Here is a 24,564-nt window from a genome sequence, read left to right as displayed (position 1 = left end):
CCATGCCCTCGCGCCGCCATATCGCCCGCGATATCACGTACGCCCATTCCGCGGCCACCAAAGGCGGGCGGGCTGTGATCCGGCTGATGGAAAACACCACCGGGCGGCTGCGCCTGATAAAGCGCGCTGACGGGTATGAGCGTGAGGTGGCCAGGGGCCGCGATTTCTGGTCGGTGATGGCCGAGCGCTACGGGCTGACGCTGGAGGTGATCGGCGGGGCGCTGTCGAACATTCCCAAGGACGGACCGCTGATCCTGATCGCCAATCATCCTTATGGCATCCTAGACGGGTTGATGATGGGCCATATCCTGTCTAAAACCCGGGGTGATTTCCGCATCCTCGCCAACCGGGTGTTCCGCAAGGCCGAGGATATCAACCGCATCATCCTGCCGATCTCGTTTGATGGGACGAAAGAGGCGATGAAGCTGAACATCGAGACCCGCCGGACCGCCCTGGACTATCTGGGTCAGAGCGGCGCCATCGGCATCTTTCCGGGGGGCACGGTCAGTACCGGCGTGACGCCCTTTGCCCACCCGATGGACCCGGGTTGGCGGGGTTTTACCGCGCGCATGGTGGCCAAATCCGACGCCACCGTGGTGCCCGTGTTCTTCGACGGCCACACCTCGCGCCTTTTTCAGATCGCCAGCCACTTGCACAGCACGCTGCGCATGGGGCTGTTGATCAAGGAGTTCAAAAAACGGGTCGATACGCCCGTCAAAGTGGTGATCGGAGAGCCCATCGGGCGCGACATTCTGGACCCTATGCGCAAGGACACGCGCAAGATGATGGATTTTCTGCGCAAAGCCACGTATGAGCTGTCCCCGGAGCCGCTGGAGTCGTATGACTACGGCTATGAATTCGAGGAACGGCATCGCGCCTGAAGGGGCAAATGGCAGTAGGCATCTTTGATTCCGGTCTGGGCGGGCTAACCGTCCTGAACGCCGCGCAGAAACGTCTGCCGGACGTGGATTTCCTGTATTTCGCCGACAGCGATCACGCACCCTATGGCGTGCGGGATGCCGAGGATATTTATCAGCTGACCCGCAGGGCGGTGCGGGACCTGTGGGAGCGGGGCTGCAATCTGGTCATTCTCGCCTGCAACACCGCAAGTGCGGCAGCCCTGCGCCGGATGCAGGAAGAGGGCGTGCCGCCGGGCAAACGGGTGCTGGGTGTGTTCGTGCCGCTGATCGAGGCGCTGACCGAGCGGCAATGGGGCGACAATTCCCCTCCGCGCGAGGTCGAGGTCAAGCACGTGGCACTATTTGCGACGCCTGCGACGGTGGCAAGCCGGGCGTTTCAGCGGGAACTGGCGTTTCGTGCCATTGGGGTCGATGTCGAGGCGCAGAGCTGCGGCGGCGTGGTCGATGCCATCGAAGAGGGCGACTTGATCCTAGCCGAGGCGCTGGTGCGCTCGCATGTGGATGCGCTCAAACGCAAGATGCCGCACCCGCAAGCGGCCATTCTGGGCTGCACCCACTACCCGCTGATGGAGCAGTGCTTTCAAGAGGCGTTGGGCCCGGATGTGAAGGTGTTCAGTCAGGGATCGCTGGTGGCGGACAGTCTGGCCGATTACCTGCAGCGGCATCCGGACATGAACGGCGAGGGCGAATGCGGTTTTCTGACCACCGGCAAACCGGGCTTTGTCAGCGACCGGGCGACGCAGTTCCTCCGACGACAAATCACATTCCAGGCCGCCTGACTTCGGTCAAGGACGGTCTCATAGCCTTTTTTTATTCCCGTGACCGTCACATCGGCGGTCAAGACATGTGACATCCCAAAGAAGAGGTCTGACATGACCCACAAAATCGCAATCCTTGGCGCCTCTGGCTATACCGGCGCGGAACTGATGCGGCTGATCGCCGAGCACCCCAATATGGACATCGTGGCACTCGCCGCCGAACGCAAGGCAGGGCAGAGCATGGCGCAGGTGTTTCCGCATCTGCGGCATCTGGACTTGCCGATACTGTGCAAAATCTCCGAGATCGACTTTTCTCAGGTCGATCTGTGCTTTTGCGCGCTGCCGCACAAGACCTCGCAAGAGGTGATCCGGGCGTTGCCCAACACCCTGAAGATCGTTGATTTATCAGCGGATTTCCGGCTGCGCGATCCGGCGGAATATCAGAAGTGGTACGGCAACCCCCATGTGGCGCTGGAGCAGCAGGAAGAGGCGGTTTATGGCCTGACCGAGTTCTATCGCGAGGAAATCACAGGTGCCCGGTTGGTCGCGGGCACCGGATGCAACGCGGCCACCGGGCAATATGTGCTGCGGCCTCTGATCGCGGCCGGAGTGATTGATCTCGATGACATCATCCTCGACATGAAATGCGCGGTCTCGGGGGCGGGGCGGAGCCTGAAGGAGAACCTGCTGCATGCCGAACTGAGCGAGGGTTACAGCGCCTATGCTGTCGGTGGCAGGCACCGGCATCTGGGCGAATTCGATCAGGAGTTCTCCAGGATCGCAGGCCGCACCGTGCAGGTGCAGTTCACGCCGCATCTGGTCCCGGCCAACCGGGGCATTCTGGCGACGACTTACGTGCATGGCGATCCGCAGAGCGTCTATGAAACTCTGTGCGCGGCCTATGAGGATGAGCCGTTCATCCGGATGCTGCCCTTTGGCGAGACGCCCTCGACCCACCACGTGCGGGGCTCGAATTTCTGCCATATCGGGGTCGCCGCAGACCGGATTGAGCGGCGCGCCATCGTGATCGGCGCGCTGGATAACCTGACAAAAGGTAGCAGCGGGCAGGCCTTGCAGAACGCCAACCTGATGTTAGGTGAGCCTGAAACGACGGGTCTGATGATGGCCCCGCTATTCCCGTGAGGACGACATGAAATCGCTCAAGAAACGACGTCGCATACAGGTGATCTTGCTGGCCGTGGTGGCCCTTGTGCTGGCGACCGGTTTGATTGGGTATGCGATGCGTGACGGCATCAACTTTTTTCGCGCACCAAGCCAGATCATCGCCGAGCCGCCGCAGCCAAGCGAAGTGTTCCGGATCGGTGGCCTGGTGGAAGAAGGCACTTTGGTGCGCGGCGAGGGCGAGACCGTGCGGTTCTCGGTCACTGATGGCGGCGAAAGCGTGCCCGTCGTGTTCACCGGTGTTCTGCCGGACCTCTTTGCCGAAAATCAGGGTATGATCGGGACCGGAAGTTACGTGAATGGTGTCTTTGAAGCCACTGAAATACTTGCGAAACACGATGAGACTTATATGCCGAAAGAGGTCGTGGACGCGCTCAAGGAGCAGGGCGTGTATCAAGAGGCCGAGGGAAGCTGAACGCGGCTGCGCCGCGTACCTCCGGCGGGAGTATTTCAAAAAGATGAAGTCAGGGCGTTGCGCAAGCGGCGCCCTTTTCGTTTGCGGCGAAGTAATCATGTTGTTGGACGGTTTTCCGTGAGGTGGCGGAGATTGGTTCATGCAGACGGTACGGCAGATTGCGGAAGGGATCGTGGCGCGGGAGGGCGGGTTTGTGAATGACCCCGACGATCCGGGCGGCGCGACGAAATACGGTGTGACCATCCACACGATGCGTCGGCTGGGGCTTGATCTGACCGGTGACGGGCGCGTGGATGTGGCCGATGTGCGGTCGCTGAGCCGGGCGCAGGCGGTGGAGATTTTTCTGGATCACTATTTCGCGCGGCCGCGCATTGGTGAGATGCCGGGCGCGCTGCAGGCGTCGCTCTTTGACATGTATGTGAATGCGGGGGGCTATGCGGTGAAGATCCTGCAGCGGTTGTTGCGGGAGATGGGCTATGCGCTGTCGGTCGACGGGGTGATCGGGCCGCAGACCCTGCGCGCCGTGCGAGCGGCAGCAGTACCGGATGCGGTGGCCCTACGGGATGCTTACGGGGTGGCGCGGCGGAACTATTATTTCCGGTTGGCCGACCGACGGCCCGCCAGCCGCAAATATGCCCGCACCCGGGCGGGTGGCAAGGGTGGCTGGATCAGGCGCGCCGAGGAGTTCATGTCACAGCGTTACCGGATGAGCGAGGCCGAGTTTCAGAGGAGGGTGTCAGCATGGGGCTGATTGCGGGCGTTCTGGGGCTGCTCTTTGGCGGCGGGCGCAATGTGGTGCGCGAAACGGCGGAGGTGTTCCGCGAGAACGCCGACGCCGGGGCGCAGCGGGCGGCACAGATGCAGGGGCAGGCGATGGCGCAGCTGGGCCGCGAGTTTGCGGTGCCCAGGCAGGGAGGATTTGACCGGTTCATGGACGGGCTCAACCGTCTGCCACGCCCGGCGCTGGCGCTTGGGACGCTGGGCCTTTTCGTGGCGGCGATGGTCGATCCCTTGTGGTTTGCTGAGAGGATGCAGGGCATCGCACTGGTGCCCGAGCCGCTCTGGTGGTTGCTGGGCGTCATCGTGTCCTTTTATTTCGGCGCGCGGCATCAGGCCAAGGCGCAGGATTTGCAGCGCGATCTGGCCACGACCATGGCGCGGGCGCCGCAGGTGATGGCCAATATCGCCGCCCTGCGCGAGATGCGCGCGGATAGCCCCGGTGTAGCCGACCCCGGCCCGGATGCGGGTTTGCAACTGGCGGCGGTGCAGCCGGATGAAAACAAGGCGCTGGAGGATTGGCGCAAGCTGAAACGCGCCTGAGACCGCGACACTATGTGCGCCGGAATGTGGCGAAAGTGATTGGCGCCCGCGAGGGCAGAGGACTATACCTCGGCCCATGGTTACAGAGCTTGGTCACTTCGCCCTTATCCTCGCCTTCATGGTCGCCATCGTGCAGATGGTGGTACCCATGGTTGGCGCCCATAAACGTTGGTCCGGCTGGATGGCCGTGGCCGAGCCAGCCGCCAATGCGCAGTTCTTTCTGACCGCGTTTGCCTTTGGGGCGCTGGTCTGGGCCTTTGTCACCTCGGATTTCTCGCTGCGGCTGGTGGTGCTGAACAGCCACTCGGCCAAGCCGATGCTCTACAAGATCAGCGGTGCGTGGGGGAACCACGAGGGGTCGATGCTGCTCTGGGTGCTGATCGTCACCCTGTTCGGCGCCATGGCGGCGTGGTTCGGGGGCGGGCTGCCGCCGTCGCTGAAGGCGCGGGTTCTGGCGGTGCAATCGGCCATTGCCGTGGCGTTTTTCGCCTTCATTCTCTTTACGTCCAACCCGTTCCTGCGGGTGGCGGTGCCGCCCTTTGACGGGCAGGACCTGAACCCGTTGCTGCAGGACCCCGGTTTGGCGTTCCACCCGCCGTTCCTCTATCTCGGCTATGTTGGTCTGAGCATGGCGTTCAGCTTTGCAGTGGCCGCCCTGATCGAGGGGCGCGTGGACGCCGCATGGGCCCGCTGGGTGCGGCCCTGGACACTGGCGGCCTGGGTGTTTCTGACCATCGGTATCGCGCTGGGATCGTGGTGGGCCTATTATGAGCTCGGCTGGGGCGGGTTCTGGTTCTGGGACCCGGTCGAGAACGCTTCGTTCATGCCCTGGCTGCTGGCGGCGGCGCTGCTACACTCGGCCATTGTGGTAGAAAAACGTGAGGCGCTGAAAAGCTGGACCATCCTGCTGGCGATCATCGCTTTCGGCTTTTCGCTGGTCGGCACCTTCATCGTCCGTTCGGGCCTGCTGACCTCAGTCCATGCGTTCGCCAACGACCCTGAGCGCGGCATCTTCATCCTTGTCATCCTCGCCATCTTTGTCGGCGGCGCACTGACGCTGTTTGCAGCACGCGCGCAGGCGATGGAGGCCAAGGGCGTGTTTGGCACGGTCAGCCGGGAAAGCGCGCTGGTGGTGAACAACATCCTGCTGGCGGTCAGCTGTTTCGTTGTGTTCTTCGGCACCCTCTGGCCCATCGTGGCCGAGATGGGGTTTGGCCGGAAACTCTCGGTCGGTGCGCCGTTCTTCAACTCGGCGTTCACGCCCTTCATGGTGGCGCTGGGGATCATCCTGCCACTGGGCTCGATGCTGCCGTGGAAACGGGGCAAGCTCGGCCGGGTGACTTGGTCGCTGCGCTACGCCTTCGGGCTGGCGCTGGCGCTGGCACTGCTGGTCTGGGCGATGCAGACCGAACGCAGTGCGCTGGGGCCGGTGGGGCTGTTCCTGGGGGCCTGGATCACCTTTGGTGCCGTGATCGACCTTTGGAGCCGCACCGGGCGCAAGGGCAGCCTGCGGCGCATGATGCGCCTGCCGCGCGCCGATTGGGGCAAGGCGGTGGCCCATACCGGGTTGGGCGTCACCATGTTCGCCATTGCCGGGCTGATGGCCTGGGAGGTTGAGGATATCCGTGTTGCCCGCATGGGCGAGCCGTTCGAAGTGGGCGGGTTTACCCTGACGCTCGAGGATGTGCAGCGGGTGCAGGGGCCGAATTACTATTCGACCATGGGCTTCGTGAAGCTGGAACGCAACGGGCGCCAGATCGCTACGCTGAACCCTGAGAAACGCGACTATCCGGTGGCCCGGATGCCCACGACCGAGGCGGCCATCGACTACCGCATCCTGCGCGATGTCTACGTGGTGATCGGCGACCGGCAGAATGACGGCAGCTGGACCATGCGGACCTACATCAAACCGTTCGCGAACTGGATCTGGGCCGGTTCGATCCTGATGGCGCTTGGCGGCGCGCTCAGCCTGTCCGACCGGCGATTCCGCGTAGCCGCGGGCGCACGCAAGACCCCCGCCAAGGGAGTGCCTGCGGAATGAAACGCCTGCTTGTCATCCTTCTTCTGCTGGCCAGCCCACTTTGGGCGGTGCAGCCGGACGAGGTGCTGGACGATCCGGTGCTTGAGGAACGCGCGCGCGAGCTGAGCAAGGAACTGCGTTGTCTTGTTTGCCGTAATGAGAGCATTGACGAAAGCAATGCCGATCTGGCCCGTGACCTGCGCCTGCTGGTGCGCGAGAGACTGGTGGCCGGGGACAGCGACGAAGAGGCGATGGCCTTCATCGTCGACCGTTACGGCGAATATGTGCTGCTGAAACCCACTACATCGGGTGCCAACTGGTTTCTGTGGCTGGCGGGTCCGGTGATGTTGCTGATCGCGGCAGGTGTGGGTTGGGGCTATCTGCGCGCCCGGGCGCGGGCGCCTGCGGGGCAGGAGAACGCCGCGCTGAGCGAGGCTGAGAAAGAGCGTCTGCGCCAAATTCTCGACGAGTGACGCGCGGTTCCACTTTCCCCGGACGTCAACTTGCGCCAGTTTGCCGCCAAACGGAATGCAGGCGAGGGGGCTTCCCATGCAGTATGACACCATCAGGCTCGACATCAACGGCGCTCTGGCCGTCCTGACGCTGAACCGTCCGGACAAGATGAACGCGCTGACTGCGCAGATGCGGGCCGAGATCACTCACGCCATGCATGCCGCCGCGCAGGATGCCCGCGCCGTCGTATTGATCGGAGCCGGGAGCGCCTTCTGCACCGGTCAGGATCTGGGCGATGCTTCGAGCACCGGCAAGATCGATCTGGAGCGGTCGCTGCGGGATGAATATGAGCCGATGCTCGAAGCCGTTTACGACTGCCCAGTGCCGACGATTGCGGCGGTGAACGGCCCGGCAGCGGGGGCGGGGGCCAATCTGGCGCTATGTGCCGATGTGGTGATCGCCACCGAAAGCGCCTATTTCCTGCAGGCCTTCGCGCGGATCGGTCTGATGCCCGATGCGGGCGGCACCTGGTTCATGCCGCGCCAGATGGGCATGGCCAAGGCAATGGGCGCCGCGCTCTTTGCCGACAAGATCAGCGCCCGGCAGGCCGACAATTGGGGCCTGATCTGGGAGGCGGTGGCCGATAAAGATTTCGACGCCCATTGGCGCAAGCGGGCCGCCTACCTGGCGAACGGCCCCACCGCCGGATTCGCAGCAATCAAAAAGGCGATCCGGGGGACGTATGACCGGAACTTGCCGGACCAACTCGCGGCCGAGGCGCATTTGCAGGGCGAGTGCGGCCGCACGCGTGATTTTTCCGAGGGCGTGGTGGCCTTCCTCGAAAAGCGGCCCGCGAAATTCGAAGGTCGTTGAGACGTTGACAAACGCGGGCCGAGGGGCCGTCATGTGGACGACATGACCGCCCCGACGCCCAGCCCCTGCGCCGCCGTTCTGGAACATCTGACCGGACGCAATCGCGGCCATTATTCCTGGATCACCTCCGATGCCATGGACATCTGGCTGGACGGCGATGGCGGCCTGCGCGTTCTGCTGCCCGGTGCGCAACTGCCCGAGGGGCGACATATGGCGCGGGTCCTGCGCGATGGAGAGCGATTCTCGGTCGATGCCGCCGAGGGGGCCGAACTGTGGGTCAACCGCCAGCAGGTGATGCAGGCGCCGTTGGCGCGGGGCGACATGATTGAATTTGGCGAGACCGGCCCGCTGTCCCGGTTCCGGGTCTACGACGATCAGACCCGGCCAAAGCCAACCATTGGAGAAATTCTGGGCGATACCGTGTCCTACCTGCGCAGCAGCCGCCGGTCGCTGCCGCGCCGTGCCATGGGGGCCTGCGCTGGGTTGGCCGGGCGGGTGACCTCGGATGGCGCCCTGCTGTTTCGGGTGGGGGTGCTAGCGGCTCTGGTGGCGCTGGCCATCGCGGTGGCGCTGCAATTCCGGACCGATCGGAGCCTGCGTGCGCAGATCGAAAGCGGCCAGTTTCAGGTCGACGCGGTGGCGGCGGCGCTCTCCGAGACCCAGCGCGACACGATCCGGCCCGGCGATCTGACAGCCTTGCAAGAGGAGTTGCGCGCACGGCTACTGGTCAATGCCGAGCGGCTGGAAACGCTTGAGGCACGGTCGGGTGCCGAGATGCGGGTGATCGGTGGGGCAGCGAACTCGGTGGCGTTCCTGCAGGGCGGATACGGGCTGCGCCATCGCGAAAGCGAGCAAATGCTGCGGCAGGTCGTGGACGGAGATGGAGTGCCGATGCGGTTGCCCAACGGCCGGCCGATGCTGTCGGTCGAAGGCAACGGACCTGTGGCCGAGGTGCAGTTCAACGGCACCGGCTTTGTGCTGCGCGACAAAGGCGTGATCGTCACCAACCGTCATGTGGCGCGGCCCTGGGATGATGAGCCCGGGGTGCGCATGGGCGGTGCGGCGATGGAGCCGGTGATGATCCGCTTTGTCGCCTATTTCCCGGACCGTGTCGGCCCGATGGAATTGTCGGTCAGGGCATTGAGCGACACCGCCGATCTGGCGCTGCTGGTGCCGGTGGGCGAGGAGGTGTTGCCCGAGGGGTTGTCTCTGGCCGGACAGGTGCCCTTGCCCGGGCAGGAGGTGCTGGTGATGGGCTATCCGACGGGGCTCATGTCGCTCTTGGCGCAATCGGGTGAGGCCTTTGTCGAGGCGCTGCGTGAGAAGGGTGAGACCGGGTTCTGGCAGGTGGCCGCGCGTCTATCCGAGGCGGGACGGATGTCGCCCCTGTCCAGCCGGGGCATCGTCGGACAGGCGACCGGGGCGGCGGTGGTCTATGACGCCGAAACCACTCACGGCGGCAGCGGCGGACCGGTCCTGAACCTGCGGGGAGAGGTGGTGGCGGTGAACGCGGCGATCATCCCGGAATTCGGCGGCTCGAACCTCGGAGTGCCGGTGGCACAGGTCCGGGCCCTGCTAGGCGCTGCGGTCGAAAGTCAGTAAGTCCGTTGAATTCAGGGCCAGGAAGCCGCTTGGAAGCGGCTTAAGCGGTTTCGAAACCGCTTCAAGGCGTTTGCAAACGCCTTGGTGCCCGGTGTCGAATGTGGCGCCTCAGGCCCGGCGGCGACGGCGGCCTCGCCGTTCGGGGACTGCGGCCTCATCACCGGTGCCGTCTGAGGCCGAGGTGAACGGCCCCAGCGCCGAGGTGATCTGATCCAGTGTCGGGCGTTCGCCGCGCGCGGTAGTGTCCAGCGCCTCGCGCATCTTGCGCAGATGGTCCGGCATGGTGCCGCAGCAGCCGCCGATGATCGTGGCGCCCGCATCCCGCGCCATGGAGGCGTAGTGCCCCATCAGTTCGGGTGTGCCGTCATAGTGGATGTGGCCATCGACATATTTCGGAATGCCCGCATTGCCCTTGGAGATGATCGGGCGCTTGGTGCCTTGCGCTGCAAAGCCCAACACCGTGCGCAGGATGTCCGACGCGCCGGTACCGCAATTGGCGCCGAAGGCCAGCGGCGGGTTGGGCAGGGTCTCAACCAACTGCGCCAGATCCGACGAGGTCACGCCCATCATGGTGCGGCCTGCGGTGTCGAAACTCATGGTGCCGCACCAGGGCATGTCGGCCAGGGCAAACGCCTCGGCGGCAGCGCGGAATTCTTCCGGTGCTGAGATGGTTTCGAGCCACAGAACGTCGACGCCGCCCTCTTTCAGCCCCTCGGCCTGTTCATGGAACATCTCGACGGCGGTGGCGTGGGTCAGGGCGCCCACCGGCTCCATGATCTCGCCAGTCGGGCCGACCGAACCCGCCACGATCACCTTGCGCCCGGCCTTGTCGGCCACGGCGCGGCCCAGCTCGGCCCCGGCGCGGTTCAACTCGCGCACCCGGTCTTGTGCGTCGTGCAGCTTGAGCCGGGCGGCGGTGCCGCCGAAGGTGTTGGTCAGAAACAGATCGCTGCCCGCATCGACCGAGCCCCGATAGAGTGCGATGATCTTGTCCGGCTCGTCGGTGTTCCAAAGCTCGGGTGCATCGCCCGACTGCAACCCCATCTGGAACAGGTTGGTTCCGGTTGCGCCATCGGCGAGGATGACATCATGGCTGTCGAGCATGGATGCAAAGGCGTTGGTCATTTTTCTGAATCCCGATGCACGGCACCCGTAGGGTGCCAAATGTGAGACACCCCGTCTCTCACGGACGGGGTGTCAAAGCAAATTCATAAATCTCATGAAGATCATGAGGAGGGCAGAGGAAACCTTAGATCTCGGCCTCTGACATGACCTGCTCTTTGGCTTCGACCAGCAGCTCGGCCATCTTCTCGCGAATCTTCGCTTCATCGGCGAGGTCACCCAGGTAACCCTTCACGGCCTCCACGACATCGTCTTCGCTGACGTTCTGCAGGTCGGCGCGGACCAGTTCCTGACCATAATCCCGAGCTTTTTCAACAGGTTCGCCTTTGAGGGTCGAGGCCCATACGGCCATAAAGCGGTTTCGGCGCATCCGTGCAATGAACTGCATCTTTTCGTCATGCGCGAACTTGTTTTCAAACGCGGCTTCACGTTCGTCGAATGTGGTCATTGGTTGGGGACCTCGTGGGTTACAACTTCTTTCCTGATGATATGACTGTACGGGACGCCCGGTGCAAGGGATTTGCGCTGCGTCAAAGCCCCTCGGGTCGCATGAACTTGCGAGACAGGGGGGCTTGGACTATGAGGGCCCCACGGAGAGGGACTCATTCCCTCACCTCAGACTGGAAAGGTCGCTCATGGCGCGTCGCAAGAAGATTTACGAAGGCAAGGCCAAGATCCTGTATGAAGGCCCCGAGCCGGGCACCATAGTGCAGTATTTCAAGGACGACGCCACCGCCTTTAACGCGGAAAAGAAGGACGTGATCGAGGGCAAGGGTGTGCTCAACAACCGCTTGAGCGAGTTCTTCATGACCGGTCTCAACCAGATCGGTGTGCCGACCCATTTCATCCGCCGCCTGAACATGCGCGAGCAACTGGTGCGCAATTGCGAGATCATCCCGCTTGAGGTGATCGTGCGCAACTATGCCGCCGGCTCGATGAGCAAGCGTCTGGGCATTGCCGAGGGCACCCAGCTGCCGCGCCCGATTGTGGAATACTGCTACAAGGATGACAGCCTTGGCGATCCGCTGGTGACCGAGGAACATATCGCCGCCTTCGGCTGGGCCGGACAGCAGGACATGGACGACATCCTGAGCCTGGCGCTGCGGGTCAACGACTTTCTCAGCGGGGTGATGCTGGCCGTTGGCATCCGGTTGGTGGATTTCAAGATCGAGATCGGCCGCATCTATGACGGCGATTTTCAGCGTCTGGTGGTGGCCGACGAGATCAGCCCCGACAGCTGCCGCCTGTGGGACATCGAGACCGGGCAGAAGCTGGACAAGGATGTGTTCCGCCGCGATCTGGGCAATCTGACCGACGCCTATTCCGAGGTGGCGCGGCGTCTGGGCGTGATGCCTAAAAGCGCGGTAGCCAAGCCCACGCTGATCAACTGAGGCCGCGCGCCCGGTGGCGGGCGCGGGTTTTGCGTATTTTTGGCAAGAAGAAGCGGCATGGGCTTCTTTGCAGACTTGAGGGACGAGACGAGATGAAGGCACGGGTGCATGTGATGCTCAAAAACGGAGTGCTGGACCCGCAGGGCGAGGCGGTGCGCCATGCGCTGGGGGCCATGGGGTTCGACAAGGTCGAAGGCGTGCGTCAGGGCAAGGTGATCGACCTGGAACTGGCTGAGGGTGCGACCGAGGCGGATGTGACCGAGATGTGTGAAAAGCTGCTCGCTAACACCGTGATCGAGCGCTACGAGATCGAGCTGGTCTGATGCCCGGGCGGCATCTCCGTCATCCCCGAATTTGAGACCCAGGAGGTTCTGCCATGCGTGCAGCCGTTGTCGTATTCCCCGGATCTAACTGCGATCGTGATCTGGCCGTGGCCTTTGAGCAGGCCGGGTTTCAGGTCGAGATGGTCTGGCACAAGGATGCGGCACTGCCCGCGGGCGTGGACATCGTCGGGGTGCCGGGCGGGTTTTCTTATGGTGACTACCTGCGCTGCGGCGCCATTGCGGCGCAATCGCCGATCTGCAAGGCGGTGGTCGAGCATACTGAGCGCGGAGGCTATGCCATGGGTATCTGCAACGGCTTTCAGATCCTGACCGAGACCGGTATCCTGCCCGGCGCTTTGCTGCGCAATGCGGGTCTTAAGTACATCTGCCGCACCGTGGGCCTGAAGGTCGAGACCTCGGCCAGCGCCTTTACCGAAGGCTACAATGCGGGCGACGTGATTGGCATTCCGATTGCCCATCACGACGGAAACTATTTCGCTGATGAGGCGACATTGTCCGCATTGCACGATCAGGACCGGATTGCGTTCACCTATACCGAGAATCCGAACGGGTCGTGCAGCGATATTGCCGGTATCCTGTCTGAAAACCGACGCGTTCTTGGGATGATGCCGCATCCAGAGCGCGCCGCTGATCCGGGCCATGGCGGCACCGACGGGGCGGCGCTCTTCCGCGCATTGGCGGGTGTTCTGACGCCCGCGTGACTTGAGTAGCGGGCCCCGGCAGCTTAGCTTCGGGCCATGAGTGCAGACGAACATCTTGCGCGCCCGTCGCGCTGGTCCTGGCTGCAGGCCGGGTCTATTGGCTGGCGGCTGCGGACGGTGGTTGCGGTGCTGCTGGTGGCGACTGCCGCGACCGTCTGGATCACCAATCGTCTGCTGACGAACAGATTTACCGAAAGCACCCGCAACCGGGCAGAGCTGCGGCTGGCGCTCTATTCCGGCAACCTGCTGAGCGAACTTCGGCGCAATGCCATCGTTCCGCAGCTTCTGGCGCGCGATCCCACGCTGATTTCGGCGCTGCAATCGAACAATTTCTCGCTGTCGACCCAGCGGCTGATCTCTTTTGTCGAAGAGATCGGCGCCGCCTCGCTGATGCTGCTGGACCGGGATGGGCGGAGTGTGGCCGCAACGGATCGCAACCGGCTGGGCGAGATGCATCGCGGTGCACCCTATTTCGTCGAGTCCGTACGCTCAAATGCCACGATTTTCTCGGTAATCCCGCGCGAGGCGGGCGGGTACAGCTTTACCTATGCCCGCAGGCTCGAGGCTGGTGCGGGGGTGCTGGGCGTCATCGTGGTGGAGGTGGACCTGCACAAGTTCGAGCGCGCCTGGGCCGGTATCTCGGATGCGGTGATGGTCACCGACAGTACCGGCACGATCATTCTGTCGACCGAGCCGCAATGGCGGGGACTGGAGGAAAACGCGGCTCTTCTCAGACAGCCGGCACAGAGCGCCATCCAGCGCGCGATCCGGGCCACTACCGACTGGACGGCGGTTCCCGCGGATGCCTACCTGCAGGGCGAGGCAGTGATGCGGATGGAAACCCGCATTCCGTTCCGCGGCTGGCAGATGACCTCATTCACCACCTACGCGTCGATCCGCGAGCGGGTAAACGGGGTGCTGGCGCTGGAAATCATGGGCTTTGCGATTCTGTTGGCGCTGGCCTTCTATGCGCTCAGCCGCCGAACGGCGTTGCGAATGGCGTTGTTCCAGCGCGAGTCGGCGGAGCTTCGCGCACTTAATGCCAGGCTACAGCGGGAAATTGCTGAGCGGGAACGGGTTGAAAAGACGCTGGAAGTTGCCGAGCAAACCCTTGCCCAAAGCTCGAAACTGGCCGCTCTGGGCGAGATGTCGGCGGCGGTCAGCCACGAGTTGAATCAACCTCTGGCGGCGATGAAGACCTACCTGGCAGGTGCGCGCCTGCTGCTGCGCCGCAACCGCCCCGAAGAGGCGTTGGCGAGCTTTGGCCGCATCGACGGACTGATCGAGCGGATGGGGGCGATTACACGGCAGCTCAAGTCCTATGCGCGCAAGGGGGCGGATGCGTTCAGCCCCGTGAATCTTGGCGATGCGCTGGCCTCGTCCCTGTCGATGATGGAGCCGCAGCTGCGCCAGCGGCAGGTCAAGATCACCCAAATCCTGCCCGAGGAACCGGTGCTGGTGATGGGCGACCGGATGCGGATCGAACAGGTCATGGTCAACCTGCTGCGCAATGCGCTTGATGCCACCAAATCGGTGGCGGACCCGGATGTCGAAATCATCCTGGCGGCGGGCGAAACCGCGATCCTGACGGTGCGCGACAACGGCCATGGCATCGAGGATATCGAGAGCCTGTTCGAGCCCTTCTACACCACCAAGCAGCCGGGGGACGGGGTCGGGCTGGGGCTTGCCATCTCCTCCGGGATCGTGAACGACCACGGAGGGCGGCTGACGGCCCGGAACGCGCAACATGGGGGCGCGGTGTTCGAGATGCAGCTGCCGATACTTGAGAAAGATGGCCTTGAGGCCGCTGAATAAAGACGAGGAATGACTATGGCACAGGCCATGAAGATCGCCATTGTTGACGACGAACAGGACATGCGCCAGTCGATCAGCCAATGGCTCGCCCTGTCCGGCTACGACACCGAGACCTTTGCCAGTGCGGAAGAGGCGCTCAAGGTGCTGGGGCCGGAATATCCGGGCATCGTAATCTCGGACATCAAGATGCCGGGCATGGACGGGATGCAGTTCCTCAAAAAGCTGATGGGCGCCGACAGCACCCTGCCGGTGATCATGATCACCGGCCATGGCGATGTGCCGATGGCGGTCGAGGCGATGCGCGTGGGTGCGTTCGATTTCCTTGAAAAACCCTTCAACCCGGACCGGATGTCGGAACTGGCCAAACGCGCCAGCAACGCCCGCCGCCTGACGCTGGACAACCGCGCCCTGCGCCGCGAGCTGTCGGGCGGGGCGCAGATCATGAACAAGCTGATCGGCGCCAGCCCGGTGATGGAGCGTCTGCGCGAGGACATTTTGGATCTGGGCCAGGCCGACGGTCACGTACTGATCGACGGCGAGACCGGCACCGGCAAGACGCTGGTGGCCCATGCGCTGCACGCAGTGGGCAGCCGGGCGGGCAAGAAGTTCGTGTTGATCTCCTGCGCGGCACTTGAGGAAGAGACGCTGTCCAAACGCCTTTTCGGTCCGATGCTACCCGAAGACGCGCAACTGCCCGCCATCGAAGAGGCACGCGGTGGCACGCTGGTGCTGGAGGATATCGAGGCGCTAAGCGACACCTTGCAGGCGCGGCTTTTGAGCGTGATGAACGAGCAGGGCACGCCTGCCGAGACCCGGATCGTGGCGATCTCGAACCTGCAGGAGGCAGGCAAGACCTGCGAGGACGCGCTGCGCCCGGACCTCTTCTACCGTCTGGCCGCGCTGCGCATCACCATGCCGCCGCTGCGTCAGCGGGGCGAGGATATCCTGACGCTGTTCACCCGGCTCAGCGAGCAGTTCGCTGAGGAATATGGCTGTGACGCGCCGCAGGTTTCCGCGCAAGAGGCGGCGCAACTGCTACAGGCGCCCTGGCCGGGCAATGTGCGTCAGCTGATCAATATCGCCGAACGTGCGGTGCTGCAGGCGCGGCGCGGATCGGGCACCATCGCCTCGCTCCTGATGTCGGATCATGAAGAGATGCAGCCGGTGATGACCACCGAAGGCAAGCCGCTGAAGGAATATGTCGAGGCGTTCGAACGGATGCTGATCGACAACACCATGCGCCGTCACAAGGGCTCAATCGCGTCCGTTATGGAGGAGCTGTGCCTGCCGCGCCGGACGCTGAACGAAAAGATGGCCAAATACGGCCTGCAGCGGTCGGATTACCTTTGACGGCGGGTAGACCGTCAGGGTGGAGGAGGGAGCCAGCCCCTCCTGGCCCCTTGGGCCAATACACCCGGAATGTTTCTGGCAAGAGGAAGAGGTAGGCGCGCGCCGCCGTCAGTGGAATCGCGTAAGGCGGGATTTGGCCATTGTCTTTTCCACAACTCTCCCCTTATTGTGTACCGACGGGCCGGGCCCGATTGATGTCCCATAAGCCCCGTTCTTGAGTTTCGCTGCTCTGCCGCAGTTGGCGATGACCGTTGAGACGGCAAAGCGGACCGATTGTGCCCCGGTTTCGGGGCAATAGTGTGCCTTCTCCCGGAGTTCCGGGTGAGAGGAATAAATGGGCAGGCGCTGGCATCTTCCGCGCCTGTCGGAGAAGAACCGCGATGACGCGCGCGCAACCATTGAGTGAACGAGCAGGGGGCCAGAGTGCCAGACCCTGCCGCGCGCCGTCCGATATCGCCCAGACAAGACACCGTCCCGAACGCGACATTCCCAAAACACTCGGTCCACCCGGACCGGGCAGGTCAGCGCATTTGGCGCGGTGCACCAAGGACACATGGCAAAGAAAATGCTCATCGATGCCACCCACGCGGAGGAAACCCGCGTTGTGGTGGTGGACGGCAACAAGGTCGAGGAATTCGACTTTGAATCCGAAAACAAGCGCCAGCTTGCTGGAAATATCTATCTCGCAAAGGTAACACGGGTCGAGCCCTCGCTTCAGGCGGCCTTTGTGGACTATGGCGGCAACCGCCACGGGTTCCTCGCCTTTTCAGAAATCCATCCGGATTACTACCAGATCCCCGTCGCCGACCGTGAAGCGCTGATGGAGGAGGAGCGTGCCTACGCCGAGGCGATGAAGGCGCGCGACGAGGCGGACGAGCCCAAGCCGAAATCCAAACGCCGGTCGCGTTCGCGGACCAAGGCGGCCGATGTGAAAACCGACGATCCGGTCGAGACTAAGGATGTTTCGTCGGAACCCAGCGGCATGGAAACCATTGATCTGGCCGATGGTGACGAGGCCGAAGATCATGATGTGCCCGAGGGCACATCGCCGATGGAACTGGTGGCGGAAACGCCGGTCGAGGAACCGGTTGACGCCGCTGAAGCGGATGCCTCTTCAGAGGAAAGCTCAGAAACTACCGAAACCGCATCGGATGAGGGCGGCGAAACGGAAGCCGCAGAAAACGCAACCTCAGAGAGTGACGAGGTTGCTTCGGGAGAAGAAGCCGAAGCGGAAGCTGCAGGCGAAGATGCCGGGACCGACACCACCGACCAGAGCGACGGCGACGCCGACGAAGGCGACGACGATGACGATGATGGCGAGGACGACAAGGACAAGGCTCGCGCCGATGCCTCGTCCAAGGATGACAGCATCGAATCCGTTGCGGACGAAGACGACAGCGAGGATATCCGGCCGCCGCGCAAGCCGCGCCCGCGCCGCTACAAGATTCAGGAAGTCATCAAGGTCCGCCAGGTGCTGCTGGTGCAGGTGGTCAAGGAAGAGCGCGGCAACAAGGGCGCGGCGCTGACCACCTATCTGTCGCTTGCGGGCCGCTACTGCGTGCTGATGCCCAACACCGCCCGCGGCGGCGGCATCAGCCGCAAGATCACCAATGTGGCCGACCGCAAGAAGCTCAAGGAAATCGCGTCCGAGATCGACGTGCCCAGCGGCGCGGGCCTGATTGTCCGCACGGCTGGAGCCAAGCGGACCAAGGCTGAGATCAAGCGCGACTACGAATACCTCCAGCGGCTGTGGGAGCAGATCCGCGAGCTGACCCTGAAATCCATCGCGCCTGCGAAAATCTATGAAGAGGGCGACCTGATCAAACGCTCGATCCGCGACCTCTATAATCGCGATATCGACGAGGTTCTGGTCGAGGGCGAGGCGGGCTATCGCATCGCCAAGGACTTCATGAAGATGATCATGCCGTCGCACGCCAAGAACGTGCAGCGGTACGAAGAGGCTCTGCCGCTGTTCGCGCGCTATCAGGTGGAAAGCTACCTGAGCTCGATGTTCAACCCGACCGTGCAGCTGAAATCCGGCGGATACATTGTGATCGGCGTGACCGAGGCGCTGGTGGCGATCGACGTGAACTCTGGACGGGCCACTAAGGAAGGCTCGATCGAGGAAACCGCGCTCAAGACCAACCTGGAGGCTGCCGAGGAAGTGGCGCGCCAGCTGCGTTTGCGCGACCTTGCCGGTCTGATCGTCATCGACTTCATCGACATGGACGAGCGCAAGAACAACTCGGCGGTCGAAAAGCGGATGAAGGAAAAGCTCAAGACCGACCGTGCCCGCATCCAGGTGGGCCGGATCTCGGGCTTTGGCCTGATGGAGATGAGCCGCCAGCGTCTGCGCCCCGGCATGATCGAGGCGACGACGCAGCCGTGCCCGTCCTGCCATGGCACCGGCTTGATCCGCTCGGACGACAACATGGCGCTGACCATCCTGCGCCAGATCGAGGAAGAGGGCACCCGCCGCCGGAGCCGTGAGGTGCTGGTGCGTTGTCCGGTCGGTATCGCCAACTTCCTAATGAACCAGAAGCGCGAGCATATCGCGCAGATCGAGGCGCGTTATGGCCTCTCGGTGCGGATCGAGGGCGATATCCATCTGGTGAGCCCCGATTTCTCGATGGAGAAGTTCAAGACCGCCAGCCGGGTGGTGCCGGTGGCCAGCGCGCCGGTGGTGTCGGTGGATGCCTCGATCATGGATCAGGTCGATGCTGCCGACGAGGTCGAGGAAGAAGTGGTTCCGTCCGAGGAGGAGCCCAAGCCCAAGCGCAAGCGCCGCCGCCGTCGCCGCAAGAAAGGTGGTGGCGGAGCAGATACGCCCGAGGTGACCGAAGCGCAGGACGAAAGTGCGACTGCCGAGGATGAAGCGGGCGAAGAGGCCAACGCCGACGCTGCGACGGATAAGGATGAGCCGGTTGAGAAGCCCAAGCCCAAGAGGCGCCGTTCGTCGCGCGGCAAGAGCAAGGCGAAGAAAGAAGAGGTTGCTGTTGAGGCCGAGGACTCCGCTGCACCTGCTGAGGAGCCTGATGCGGAAAGCGTGACCGAGCCAGAGATGGCGGAGGCGCCGGTTGAGGAGGCTCAGGCTGCAGAGGCCGTCGTCGAGGAAGAACCGGCAGCTGAAGCCAGCGAAGAGCCTGCGGCCGCAGCTGAGCAATCGGAAGCCGCGCCCGAGGATGAGCCGTCCGAACCGGCGGCGGAGCCTCAGGAAGAGGTTGCAGAGCCCGAAGCGGCCGAAGTCCCGCAGGAGGCCGAGCCGGTGCTGGAAACCGTGGCTGAAGAGCCTGCGCAACCGGCGGAACCGCCCAAGCCGAAACGGCGCGGATGGTGGTCGCTGGGAAACTAGGCGAGCGAATGAAAGGCGGGTCTGGAAGCCCGCCTTTTCCTTATCCGCCCTTGCGGATCAGGTAGGTCTGGTGGCCGTTTTCCTCACCCTGCGAGACCAGTGCGTGACCTGCCTCGGCGCAGAAATGGGGCACATCCACGATTGCCGCCGGGTCATCGGCCAGCACGCGCAGCAGCGCCCCTTGCGGCAGGGATTTCAACCGTTTGCGGGCCTTGAGGACGGGCAGGGGGCACAAGAGGCCCAGCGCGTCCAGTGTTTCGGTCACGTCACTCATATCCCGCAGATATTCGTCCGCGCCGTCGCTGTCCAGCGGGTGGCCCCTCGCGGACCACGAGGATGTGACCGCATGGCATCGTGACGCGGCTGCGCGGATGACATATGTGCAAAGACATGTTCGGAATAGACATCATCGACGCGGGGCTGCTGCCCGCCATGTTCATCGCGATGCTCGGCGGGGTTATCAGCTTTCTCAGTCCGTGCGTTCTTCCGATCGTACCGCCCTATCTCGCTTATATGAGCGGGGTGACGATCAACGAGATGCAGGATCAGGCCCGGGCACGGCGCAAGGCGACACTGACGGCGCTGTTTTTCGTATTGGGATTGTCGACGGTGTTCCTGTTGCTGGGGTTCACCGCCTCGGCTTTTGGCGCCTTTGTGCTGTCAAATCAGGTGCTTTTCGCCAAGATCTCAGGTGCCGTGGTGATCGTTTTTGGGCTGCACTTTCTGGGTGTTTTCCGCATTCCGTTGCTGGACCGTGAGGCGCGGATAGAAACCGGGGATGCCGGGGGCTCGGTCTTTGGCGCCTATCTGTTGGGGCTGGCCTTTGCGTTTGGCTGGACTCCGTGTATCGGCCCACAGCTGGGTGCGATTCTGTCGCTGGCGGCGTCCGAGGCCTCGGTGGCGCGGGGAACGCTGTTGCTAGGGGTGTATGCGGCGGGGCTGGGCATTCCGTTCCTGCTGGCGGCGATGTTCCTCAACCGCTCGATGTCCGTGATGAACCGGATCAAGCCGCATATGGGCAAGATCGAAAAGGCGATGGGGGCGCTGCTTTTGTTTGTCGGCGTCATGCTGATTTCGGGTCTCTTCACCGAGTTCAGCTGGTGGCTGCTGGAGACTTTCCCCGGCCTCGCGACACTTGGCTGACGTTGCAGGGGGGCGTCTGCCCCCCATTGGGCTGTGCCCAATCCCCTCGAGGATATTTGGAAACAGAAGAAGATCATGGGTTTAAACCTGTCCGACTGTTGCGCTAGGCTGCGCGGCAGAGGACAAGGCCATGAGCAGTCAGACGCCGCAGAAACAGGTGCGCCGCCGCCGGGTGTTCTACATTCCCGGCTACGATCCGATTCATCCGCGCCGGTATCGCGAACTCTATCGGAGTGAGGGCGCGGCGCAGGCGAAGATTTCGGGCTATGAAATTGATCTGAAATCGAAAAGCGGGCAGGGGCCTTATGGCTGGCATGTGACGTCCACGCAGGATGGGGTGACAACCGAGACCGATATCGAGGCGCTGGTCTGGTCGGATATCGTGCGTCAGAGCATGTCGAACTCAATCCCCGCGACCTATCTGCAACTGGCACGGACGGCTTGGATTTATGTGGTGTCGGGCGCGTTGTGGCGGCTGATGCGGTTGCGCAAGGGGCCGGTGATCGCGGCGCTGTATCCGGTTGGGATGTTGCTGCTGCAATTGGCTCTGGCGGTGCTGGCGGGCTGGGCCGTGGCGGCGATTGTGATGCTGGCCGAGCTATGGCTGCCGAAGGCTCCGTCACGTGTGATCGGGCTAATGGCGGGGCTGGGTGTGGCGGTGCTGATCCTGCGCTGGTTCCGGGCGCGGGACGGCAAGTTGTTCGCTTACTACCTGATGCATGACTATGCCTATTCGGCGCAATCGGGCGGGGCCAATCCGCCGGAACTGGAGGCGCGGATGGCCGAGTTCGGCGATCTGATTGCTGGGGCGTTGGCTGGGGATGCGGATGAGGTGCTGGTGGTGGGCCACAGCTCAGGCGCGCATCTTGGTGTATCGGTGCTGGCCGACCTGATCCGCGCGGGACGGGTGCCAGCAGATGGCCCGACGCTGGGTTTCTTGTCGCTGGGGCAGGTGGTGCCGATGGTGTCGTTCCTGCCACGGGCGCATCGCCTGCGTGCCGATCTGCATTACCTGTGCACCCGTGAGGAGTTGGCTTGGGTCGATGTGTCGGCCCCCGGCGACGGCTGCGCCTTTGCGCTCTGCGATCCTGTGACGGTGACCGGCGTGGCGGCAGACGGCAAACGCTGGCCGCTGGTCTTTTCCGCGGCCTTCACACAGACGCTGTCGCCGGATCGCTGGGCCGAGTTGCGCTGGCGCTTTTTCCGGCTGCATTTTCAGTATCTCTGCGCTTTCGACCAACCCGGGGATTACGATTATTTCCGCATCACCGCCGGGCCACTGACACTGGCCGAGCGCTACGAAAACCGCGCGCCGTCGAAGTCGCGGATCGACGTTGCGGTCAGCAAATATACCTCGATGGCGCCCGTATGAGGCCGCCCAAGCCGCCTTCTCGCCCGGACAAGGTCTCGCTCTGGCGGTATCTGAAACTGTTCCGGCAGGACATCCTGTCGGCGCAGCCCGCGCGACTCTACCGGGCGTGGATGGCCGAGTTTCGCACGCCGTTCTTCCGCTCGTACCTGATGAACCAGCCGGAACTGGTCGAGACGGTGCTGAAGACCCGCCCCGACGATTTCCCCAAATCCGACCGCATCCGCGAAGGGTTGCGCCCGCTTTTAGGCGAGTCGGTGTTTCTGACCAATGGCGAGACCTGGAAGCGCCAGCGCCGCATCATCGACCCGGCCTTCGAGGGCGGGCGACTCAAGGATACATTCCCGGCCATGCGGGCGGCGTCCGAGGCCTGTGTGGCGCGGCTGCGGGGACAGGCGGGGCAGGTGACCGAAATCGAAGAGGTCACCAGCCACGCGGCGGCGGATGTGATCTTTCGCACGCTGTTCTCGATCCCCATCGAACATGAAGTGGCGGCCCGTGTGTTCACCCGCTTCCGCGCTTACCAGCGAGAGCAGCCGCTGTTGAACCTCGCCGCCTTCATCCCGGTGCCGCGCTGGGTGCCCCGGTTGCATTCGCGTGGGACGAAGGACAACGCCGCCGAAATTCGCGATTTGATCCGGCAGCTCACAGCTGAACGCATGGCGCTGATCGAAGATGGCACTGCTCCGGACGATCTGGCTACCAAGATCATGACCACGGCCGATCCGCAGACCGGTGACCGTTTCGATACCGATGAGATGGTCGATCAGGTTGCGATCTTTTTCCTTGCCGGGCACGAAACCAGCGCGTCAGCCCTGGCGTGGACGCTCTATCTGATGGCGCTATACCCCGAGTGGCAGGACAGGCTGGCAGAGGAGGCGAAGGCGCTGGATGACAGCTCGTTTGCGGTGATGTCGAAACTACGCCTGAGCCGAGATGTGTTTCGCGAGGCGCTGCGGCTCTATCCGCCGGTGCCCATGATGGTGCGCGAGGCGACATGCCCGGAACGCTTTCGGGATCGCGAGGTGCCAAGGGGCGCGCAGATCGTGCTCAGCCCCTGGCACCTGCACCGGCATGAGCGACTCTGGGAACGTCCGGATGAGTTCGACCCGTCCCGATGGCAGACCGAGAATGGCAAACAATGTCAGCGCACGGCCTATATCCCGTTTTCTGCCGGTCCCCGGGTCTGTACGGGTGCCGGGTTTGCCATGGTCGAGGGACCGCTGATCCTGTCCATGCTGCTGCGACACTTCCGGTTCGAAAGGGTCGAGGGGCGGGATCCAATGCCGGTGGCGCATCTGACCGTCAGGGCGCGGGACGGTATCTGGTTGCGCGTGGTTGAGCGCTAACAAACTACCATCGGCGGAAACCATGCTGTATGCGGGTTTCAAAAGCGGAATCAATTGAACGGGAAAGCAATATGTCCAAAGCAGATCAGCGCGAACAGATGACGAATGGTGCGGGTTTCATCGCCGCTCTGGACCAGAGTGGTGGATCGACCCCCAAGGCGCTGGCGCTTTATGGCGTGGACGCGGCGCAGTACAGCTCGGATGAGGAGATGTTTGCCGAGATTCAGAACATGCGCGCGCGGATCATTCTGGCGGATGATTTCACCAAGCAGAAGGTGATCGGTGCGATCCTGTTCGAGCGGACGCTGGGCGAAGAGATCGAGGGCCGCAAGGTGGCCGATTATCTGTGGTCCGTCAAAGGCGTGGTGCCGTTCCTGAAGATCGACAAGGGTCTGGAAGAGCAGGCCAATGGCGTGCAGATGATGAAGCCGATCCCGGGCCTGGCCGAGACGCTGGCCAAGGCGGCCCCGCTGGGTGTGTTCGGTACCAAGGAGCGCTCGGTGATCCACGAAGCGAACGCCGAGGGCATCGCCGCCGTAGTGGCGCAGCAGTTCGACGTGGCGCGTGAGGTTGTGGCGGCGGGCATGGTGCCGATCGTGGAACCCGAGGTGAACATTCACTCGGAAACCAAGGCCGAGGCCGAGGATATCCTGAAGGCAGAGCTGCTGAAGAACCTCGATGCGCTGGAAGAGGGGCAGGACGTGATGCTGAAGCTGACCCTGCCCAGCAAGGCCAACCTGTTCGACGAGGTGGCCGACCATCCCCGCGTGCTGCGTGTGGTGGCGCTTTCGGGTGGGTATTCGACCGATGAGGCCTGTGATCTGTTGGGCCAGAACGGCAAGATGATCGCGTCGTTCTCGCGCGCGCTGACCGAGGGGCTGTCGAAACAGCAGTCGGATGCAGAGTTCAACGCAGCGCTTGGCAGCAATATCGACAAGATCTATCAGGCCTCAGTCTGATTTTGGTATGTCAACCCCGTTCGCGCCGTGGCGCGGGCGGGGGCCAAGGCGTTTGCAAACGCCTTGAAACAAGCGGTTTGAAAACCGCTTAAGCCGCTTGCAAGCGGCTTGGGCGCTGCGGAACCC

Annotated in this window: 23 protein-coding genes; 20 read left to right on the top strand and 3 right to left on the bottom strand. The window is 63.2% G+C overall.

Translation table 11 applies throughout. From position 1 onward, the window contains the following. The first annotated feature begins 2 nt into the window (after positions 1 to 2). The 10 genes from AB3N21_RS17550 to AB3N21_RS17505 all read left to right on the top strand — a co-directional run bounded on the left by AB3N21_RS17550 (position 3) and on the right by AB3N21_RS17505 (position 9,543). On the top strand, positions 3 to 881 hold the full coding sequence (locus AB3N21_RS17550; protein WP_367936432.1) for a lysophospholipid acyltransferase family protein: 879 nt from the start codon (positions 3 to 5) through the stop codon (positions 879 to 881). A gap of 8 nt (positions 882 to 889) precedes the next feature. Next, positions 890 to 1,699, top strand: a complete 810-nt coding sequence (locus tag AB3N21_RS17545; RefSeq protein ID WP_367936431.1) for a glutamate racemase — start codon at positions 890 to 892, stop codon at positions 1,697 to 1,699. Between the two features lie 93 nt (positions 1,700 to 1,792). After that, positions 1,793 to 2,821 (top strand): N-acetyl-gamma-glutamyl-phosphate reductase, encoded by a 1,029-nt coding sequence (gene argC / locus AB3N21_RS17540; protein WP_367936430.1) that lies wholly within the window; start codon positions 1,793 to 1,795, stop codon positions 2,819 to 2,821. Positions 2,822 to 2,828: 7 nt separating this feature from the next. After that, a complete protein-coding gene (ccmE, locus tag AB3N21_RS17535; protein ID WP_367936429.1) occupies positions 2,829 to 3,275 on the top strand; it encodes a cytochrome c maturation protein CcmE in 447 nt (148 codons plus the stop codon). A gap of 139 nt (positions 3,276 to 3,414) precedes the next feature. Continuing rightward, on the top strand, positions 3,415 to 4,026 hold the full coding sequence (locus AB3N21_RS17530) for a holin-associated N-acetylmuramidase (RefSeq protein WP_367936428.1): 612 nt from the start codon (positions 3,415 to 3,417) through the stop codon (positions 4,024 to 4,026). Continuing rightward, positions 4,017 to 4,595: a holin family protein gene (locus AB3N21_RS17525; RefSeq protein ID WP_367936427.1), complete on the top strand. Its 579-nt coding sequence runs from the start codon at positions 4,017 to 4,019 to the stop codon at positions 4,593 to 4,595. Before AB3N21_RS17530 ends, AB3N21_RS17525 begins: the two co-directional genes overlap by 10 nt. Positions 4,596 to 4,671: 76 nt before the next feature. After that, positions 4,672 to 6,636 (top strand): heme lyase CcmF/NrfE family subunit, encoded by a 1,965-nt coding sequence (locus AB3N21_RS17520; protein WP_367936426.1) that lies wholly within the window; start codon positions 4,672 to 4,674, stop codon positions 6,634 to 6,636. Then, the gene (locus tag AB3N21_RS17515) at positions 6,633 to 7,088 is read left to right on the top strand and encodes a cytochrome c-type biogenesis protein CcmH (protein WP_367936425.1); all 456 of its coding nucleotides are present in this window, start codon (positions 6,633 to 6,635) and stop codon (positions 7,086 to 7,088) included. Before AB3N21_RS17520 ends, AB3N21_RS17515 begins: the two co-directional genes overlap by 4 nt. Positions 7,089 to 7,164: 76 nt before the next feature. Beyond that, positions 7,165 to 7,941, top strand: coding sequence for an enoyl-CoA hydratase-related protein (locus AB3N21_RS17510; protein WP_367936424.1), 777 nt, complete (start codon positions 7,165 to 7,167; stop codon positions 7,939 to 7,941). Positions 7,942 to 7,983: 42 nt separating this feature from the next. After that, on the top strand, positions 7,984 to 9,543 hold the full coding sequence (locus AB3N21_RS17505; RefSeq protein ID WP_367936423.1) for a trypsin-like peptidase domain-containing protein: 1,560 nt from the start codon (positions 7,984 to 7,986) through the stop codon (positions 9,541 to 9,543). A 108-nt stretch (positions 9,544 to 9,651) separates the two neighbouring features. Here AB3N21_RS17505 and bmt read toward each other — a convergent pair whose 3' ends face one another. After that, positions 9,652 to 10,668, bottom strand: a complete 1,017-nt coding sequence (gene bmt / locus AB3N21_RS17500; RefSeq protein ID WP_367936422.1) for a betaine--homocysteine S-methyltransferase — start codon at positions 10,666 to 10,668, stop codon at positions 9,652 to 9,654. Positions 10,669 to 10,792: 124 nt separating this feature from the next. Next, positions 10,793 to 11,113: a DUF1476 domain-containing protein gene (locus AB3N21_RS17495; RefSeq protein ID WP_171180224.1), complete on the bottom strand. Its 321-nt coding sequence runs from the start codon at positions 11,111 to 11,113 to the stop codon at positions 10,793 to 10,795. A gap of 187 nt (positions 11,114 to 11,300) precedes the next feature. Here AB3N21_RS17495 and purC point away from each other — a divergent pair, with 187 nt between their 5' ends. The 6 genes from purC to AB3N21_RS17465 all read left to right on the top strand — a co-directional run bounded on the left by purC (position 11,301) and on the right by AB3N21_RS17465 (position 19,618). Next, on the top strand, positions 11,301 to 12,056 hold the full coding sequence (gene purC / locus AB3N21_RS17490) for a phosphoribosylaminoimidazolesuccinocarboxamide synthase (protein WP_171180222.1): 756 nt from the start codon (positions 11,301 to 11,303) through the stop codon (positions 12,054 to 12,056). 92 nt (positions 12,057 to 12,148) lie between these two features. Beyond that, positions 12,149 to 12,379: a phosphoribosylformylglycinamidine synthase subunit PurS gene (gene purS / locus AB3N21_RS17485; protein WP_170430345.1), complete on the top strand. Its 231-nt coding sequence runs from the start codon at positions 12,149 to 12,151 to the stop codon at positions 12,377 to 12,379. 53 nt (positions 12,380 to 12,432) lie between these two features. Beyond that, entirely contained in the window at positions 12,433 to 13,101 is a 669-nt protein-coding gene (gene purQ, locus AB3N21_RS17480; protein WP_367936421.1) for a phosphoribosylformylglycinamidine synthase subunit PurQ, read from the top strand. 36 nt (positions 13,102 to 13,137) lie between these two features. Then, positions 13,138 to 14,916: an ATP-binding protein gene (locus AB3N21_RS17475; protein ID WP_367936420.1), complete on the top strand. Its 1,779-nt coding sequence runs from the start codon at positions 13,138 to 13,140 to the stop codon at positions 14,914 to 14,916. Between the two features lie 15 nt (positions 14,917 to 14,931). After that, positions 14,932 to 16,266, top strand: a complete 1,335-nt coding sequence (locus AB3N21_RS17470; RefSeq protein WP_171180212.1) for a sigma-54 dependent transcriptional regulator — start codon at positions 14,932 to 14,934, stop codon at positions 16,264 to 16,266. 553 nt (positions 16,267 to 16,819) lie between these two features. After that, a complete protein-coding gene (locus AB3N21_RS17465; protein WP_367936419.1) occupies positions 16,820 to 19,618 on the top strand; it encodes an Rne/Rng family ribonuclease in 2,799 nt (932 codons plus the stop codon). Positions 19,619 to 19,658: 40 nt separating this feature from the next. On the opposite strand, the gene AB3N21_RS17460 is transcribed toward AB3N21_RS17465, so the two are convergent. Further along, positions 19,659 to 19,892 (bottom strand): sulfurtransferase TusA family protein, encoded by a 234-nt coding sequence (locus tag AB3N21_RS17460; RefSeq protein WP_171180208.1) that lies wholly within the window; start codon positions 19,890 to 19,892, stop codon positions 19,659 to 19,661. Positions 19,893 to 20,008: 116 nt separating this feature from the next. Between AB3N21_RS17460 and AB3N21_RS17455 the strand changes: the two genes are divergently transcribed. The 4 genes from AB3N21_RS17455 to AB3N21_RS17440 all read left to right on the top strand — a co-directional run bounded on the left by AB3N21_RS17455 (position 20,009) and on the right by AB3N21_RS17440 (position 24,438). Next, entirely contained in the window at positions 20,009 to 20,761 is a 753-nt protein-coding gene (locus AB3N21_RS17455) for a cytochrome c biogenesis CcdA family protein (RefSeq protein ID WP_367936418.1), read from the top strand. 130 nt (positions 20,762 to 20,891) lie between these two features. Next, positions 20,892 to 22,133, top strand: a complete 1,242-nt coding sequence (locus AB3N21_RS17450; RefSeq protein ID WP_367936417.1) for a hypothetical protein — start codon at positions 20,892 to 20,894, stop codon at positions 22,131 to 22,133. Beyond that, complete coding sequence (locus AB3N21_RS17445) at positions 22,130 to 23,479, top strand: cytochrome P450 (RefSeq protein WP_367936416.1); 1,350 nt, start codon at positions 22,130 to 22,132, stop codon at positions 23,477 to 23,479. The genes AB3N21_RS17450 and AB3N21_RS17445 overlap by 4 nt, the downstream gene beginning before the upstream one ends. A gap of 71 nt (positions 23,480 to 23,550) precedes the next feature. Next, complete coding sequence (locus tag AB3N21_RS17440; protein ID WP_367936415.1) at positions 23,551 to 24,438, top strand: fructose bisphosphate aldolase; 888 nt, start codon at positions 23,551 to 23,553, stop codon at positions 24,436 to 24,438. The last annotated feature ends 126 nt before the right edge of the window (positions 24,439 to 24,564 follow it).

This window comes from Ruegeria sp. (assembly GCF_040830605.1).
In the GTDB taxonomy this organism is placed as follows: domain Bacteria; phylum Pseudomonadota; class Alphaproteobacteria; order Rhodobacterales; family Rhodobacteraceae; genus Ruegeria.
The sequence above is the reverse complement of the archived record's forward strand: the minus strand, read 5'-3'. Positions and strand labels throughout refer to the sequence as shown.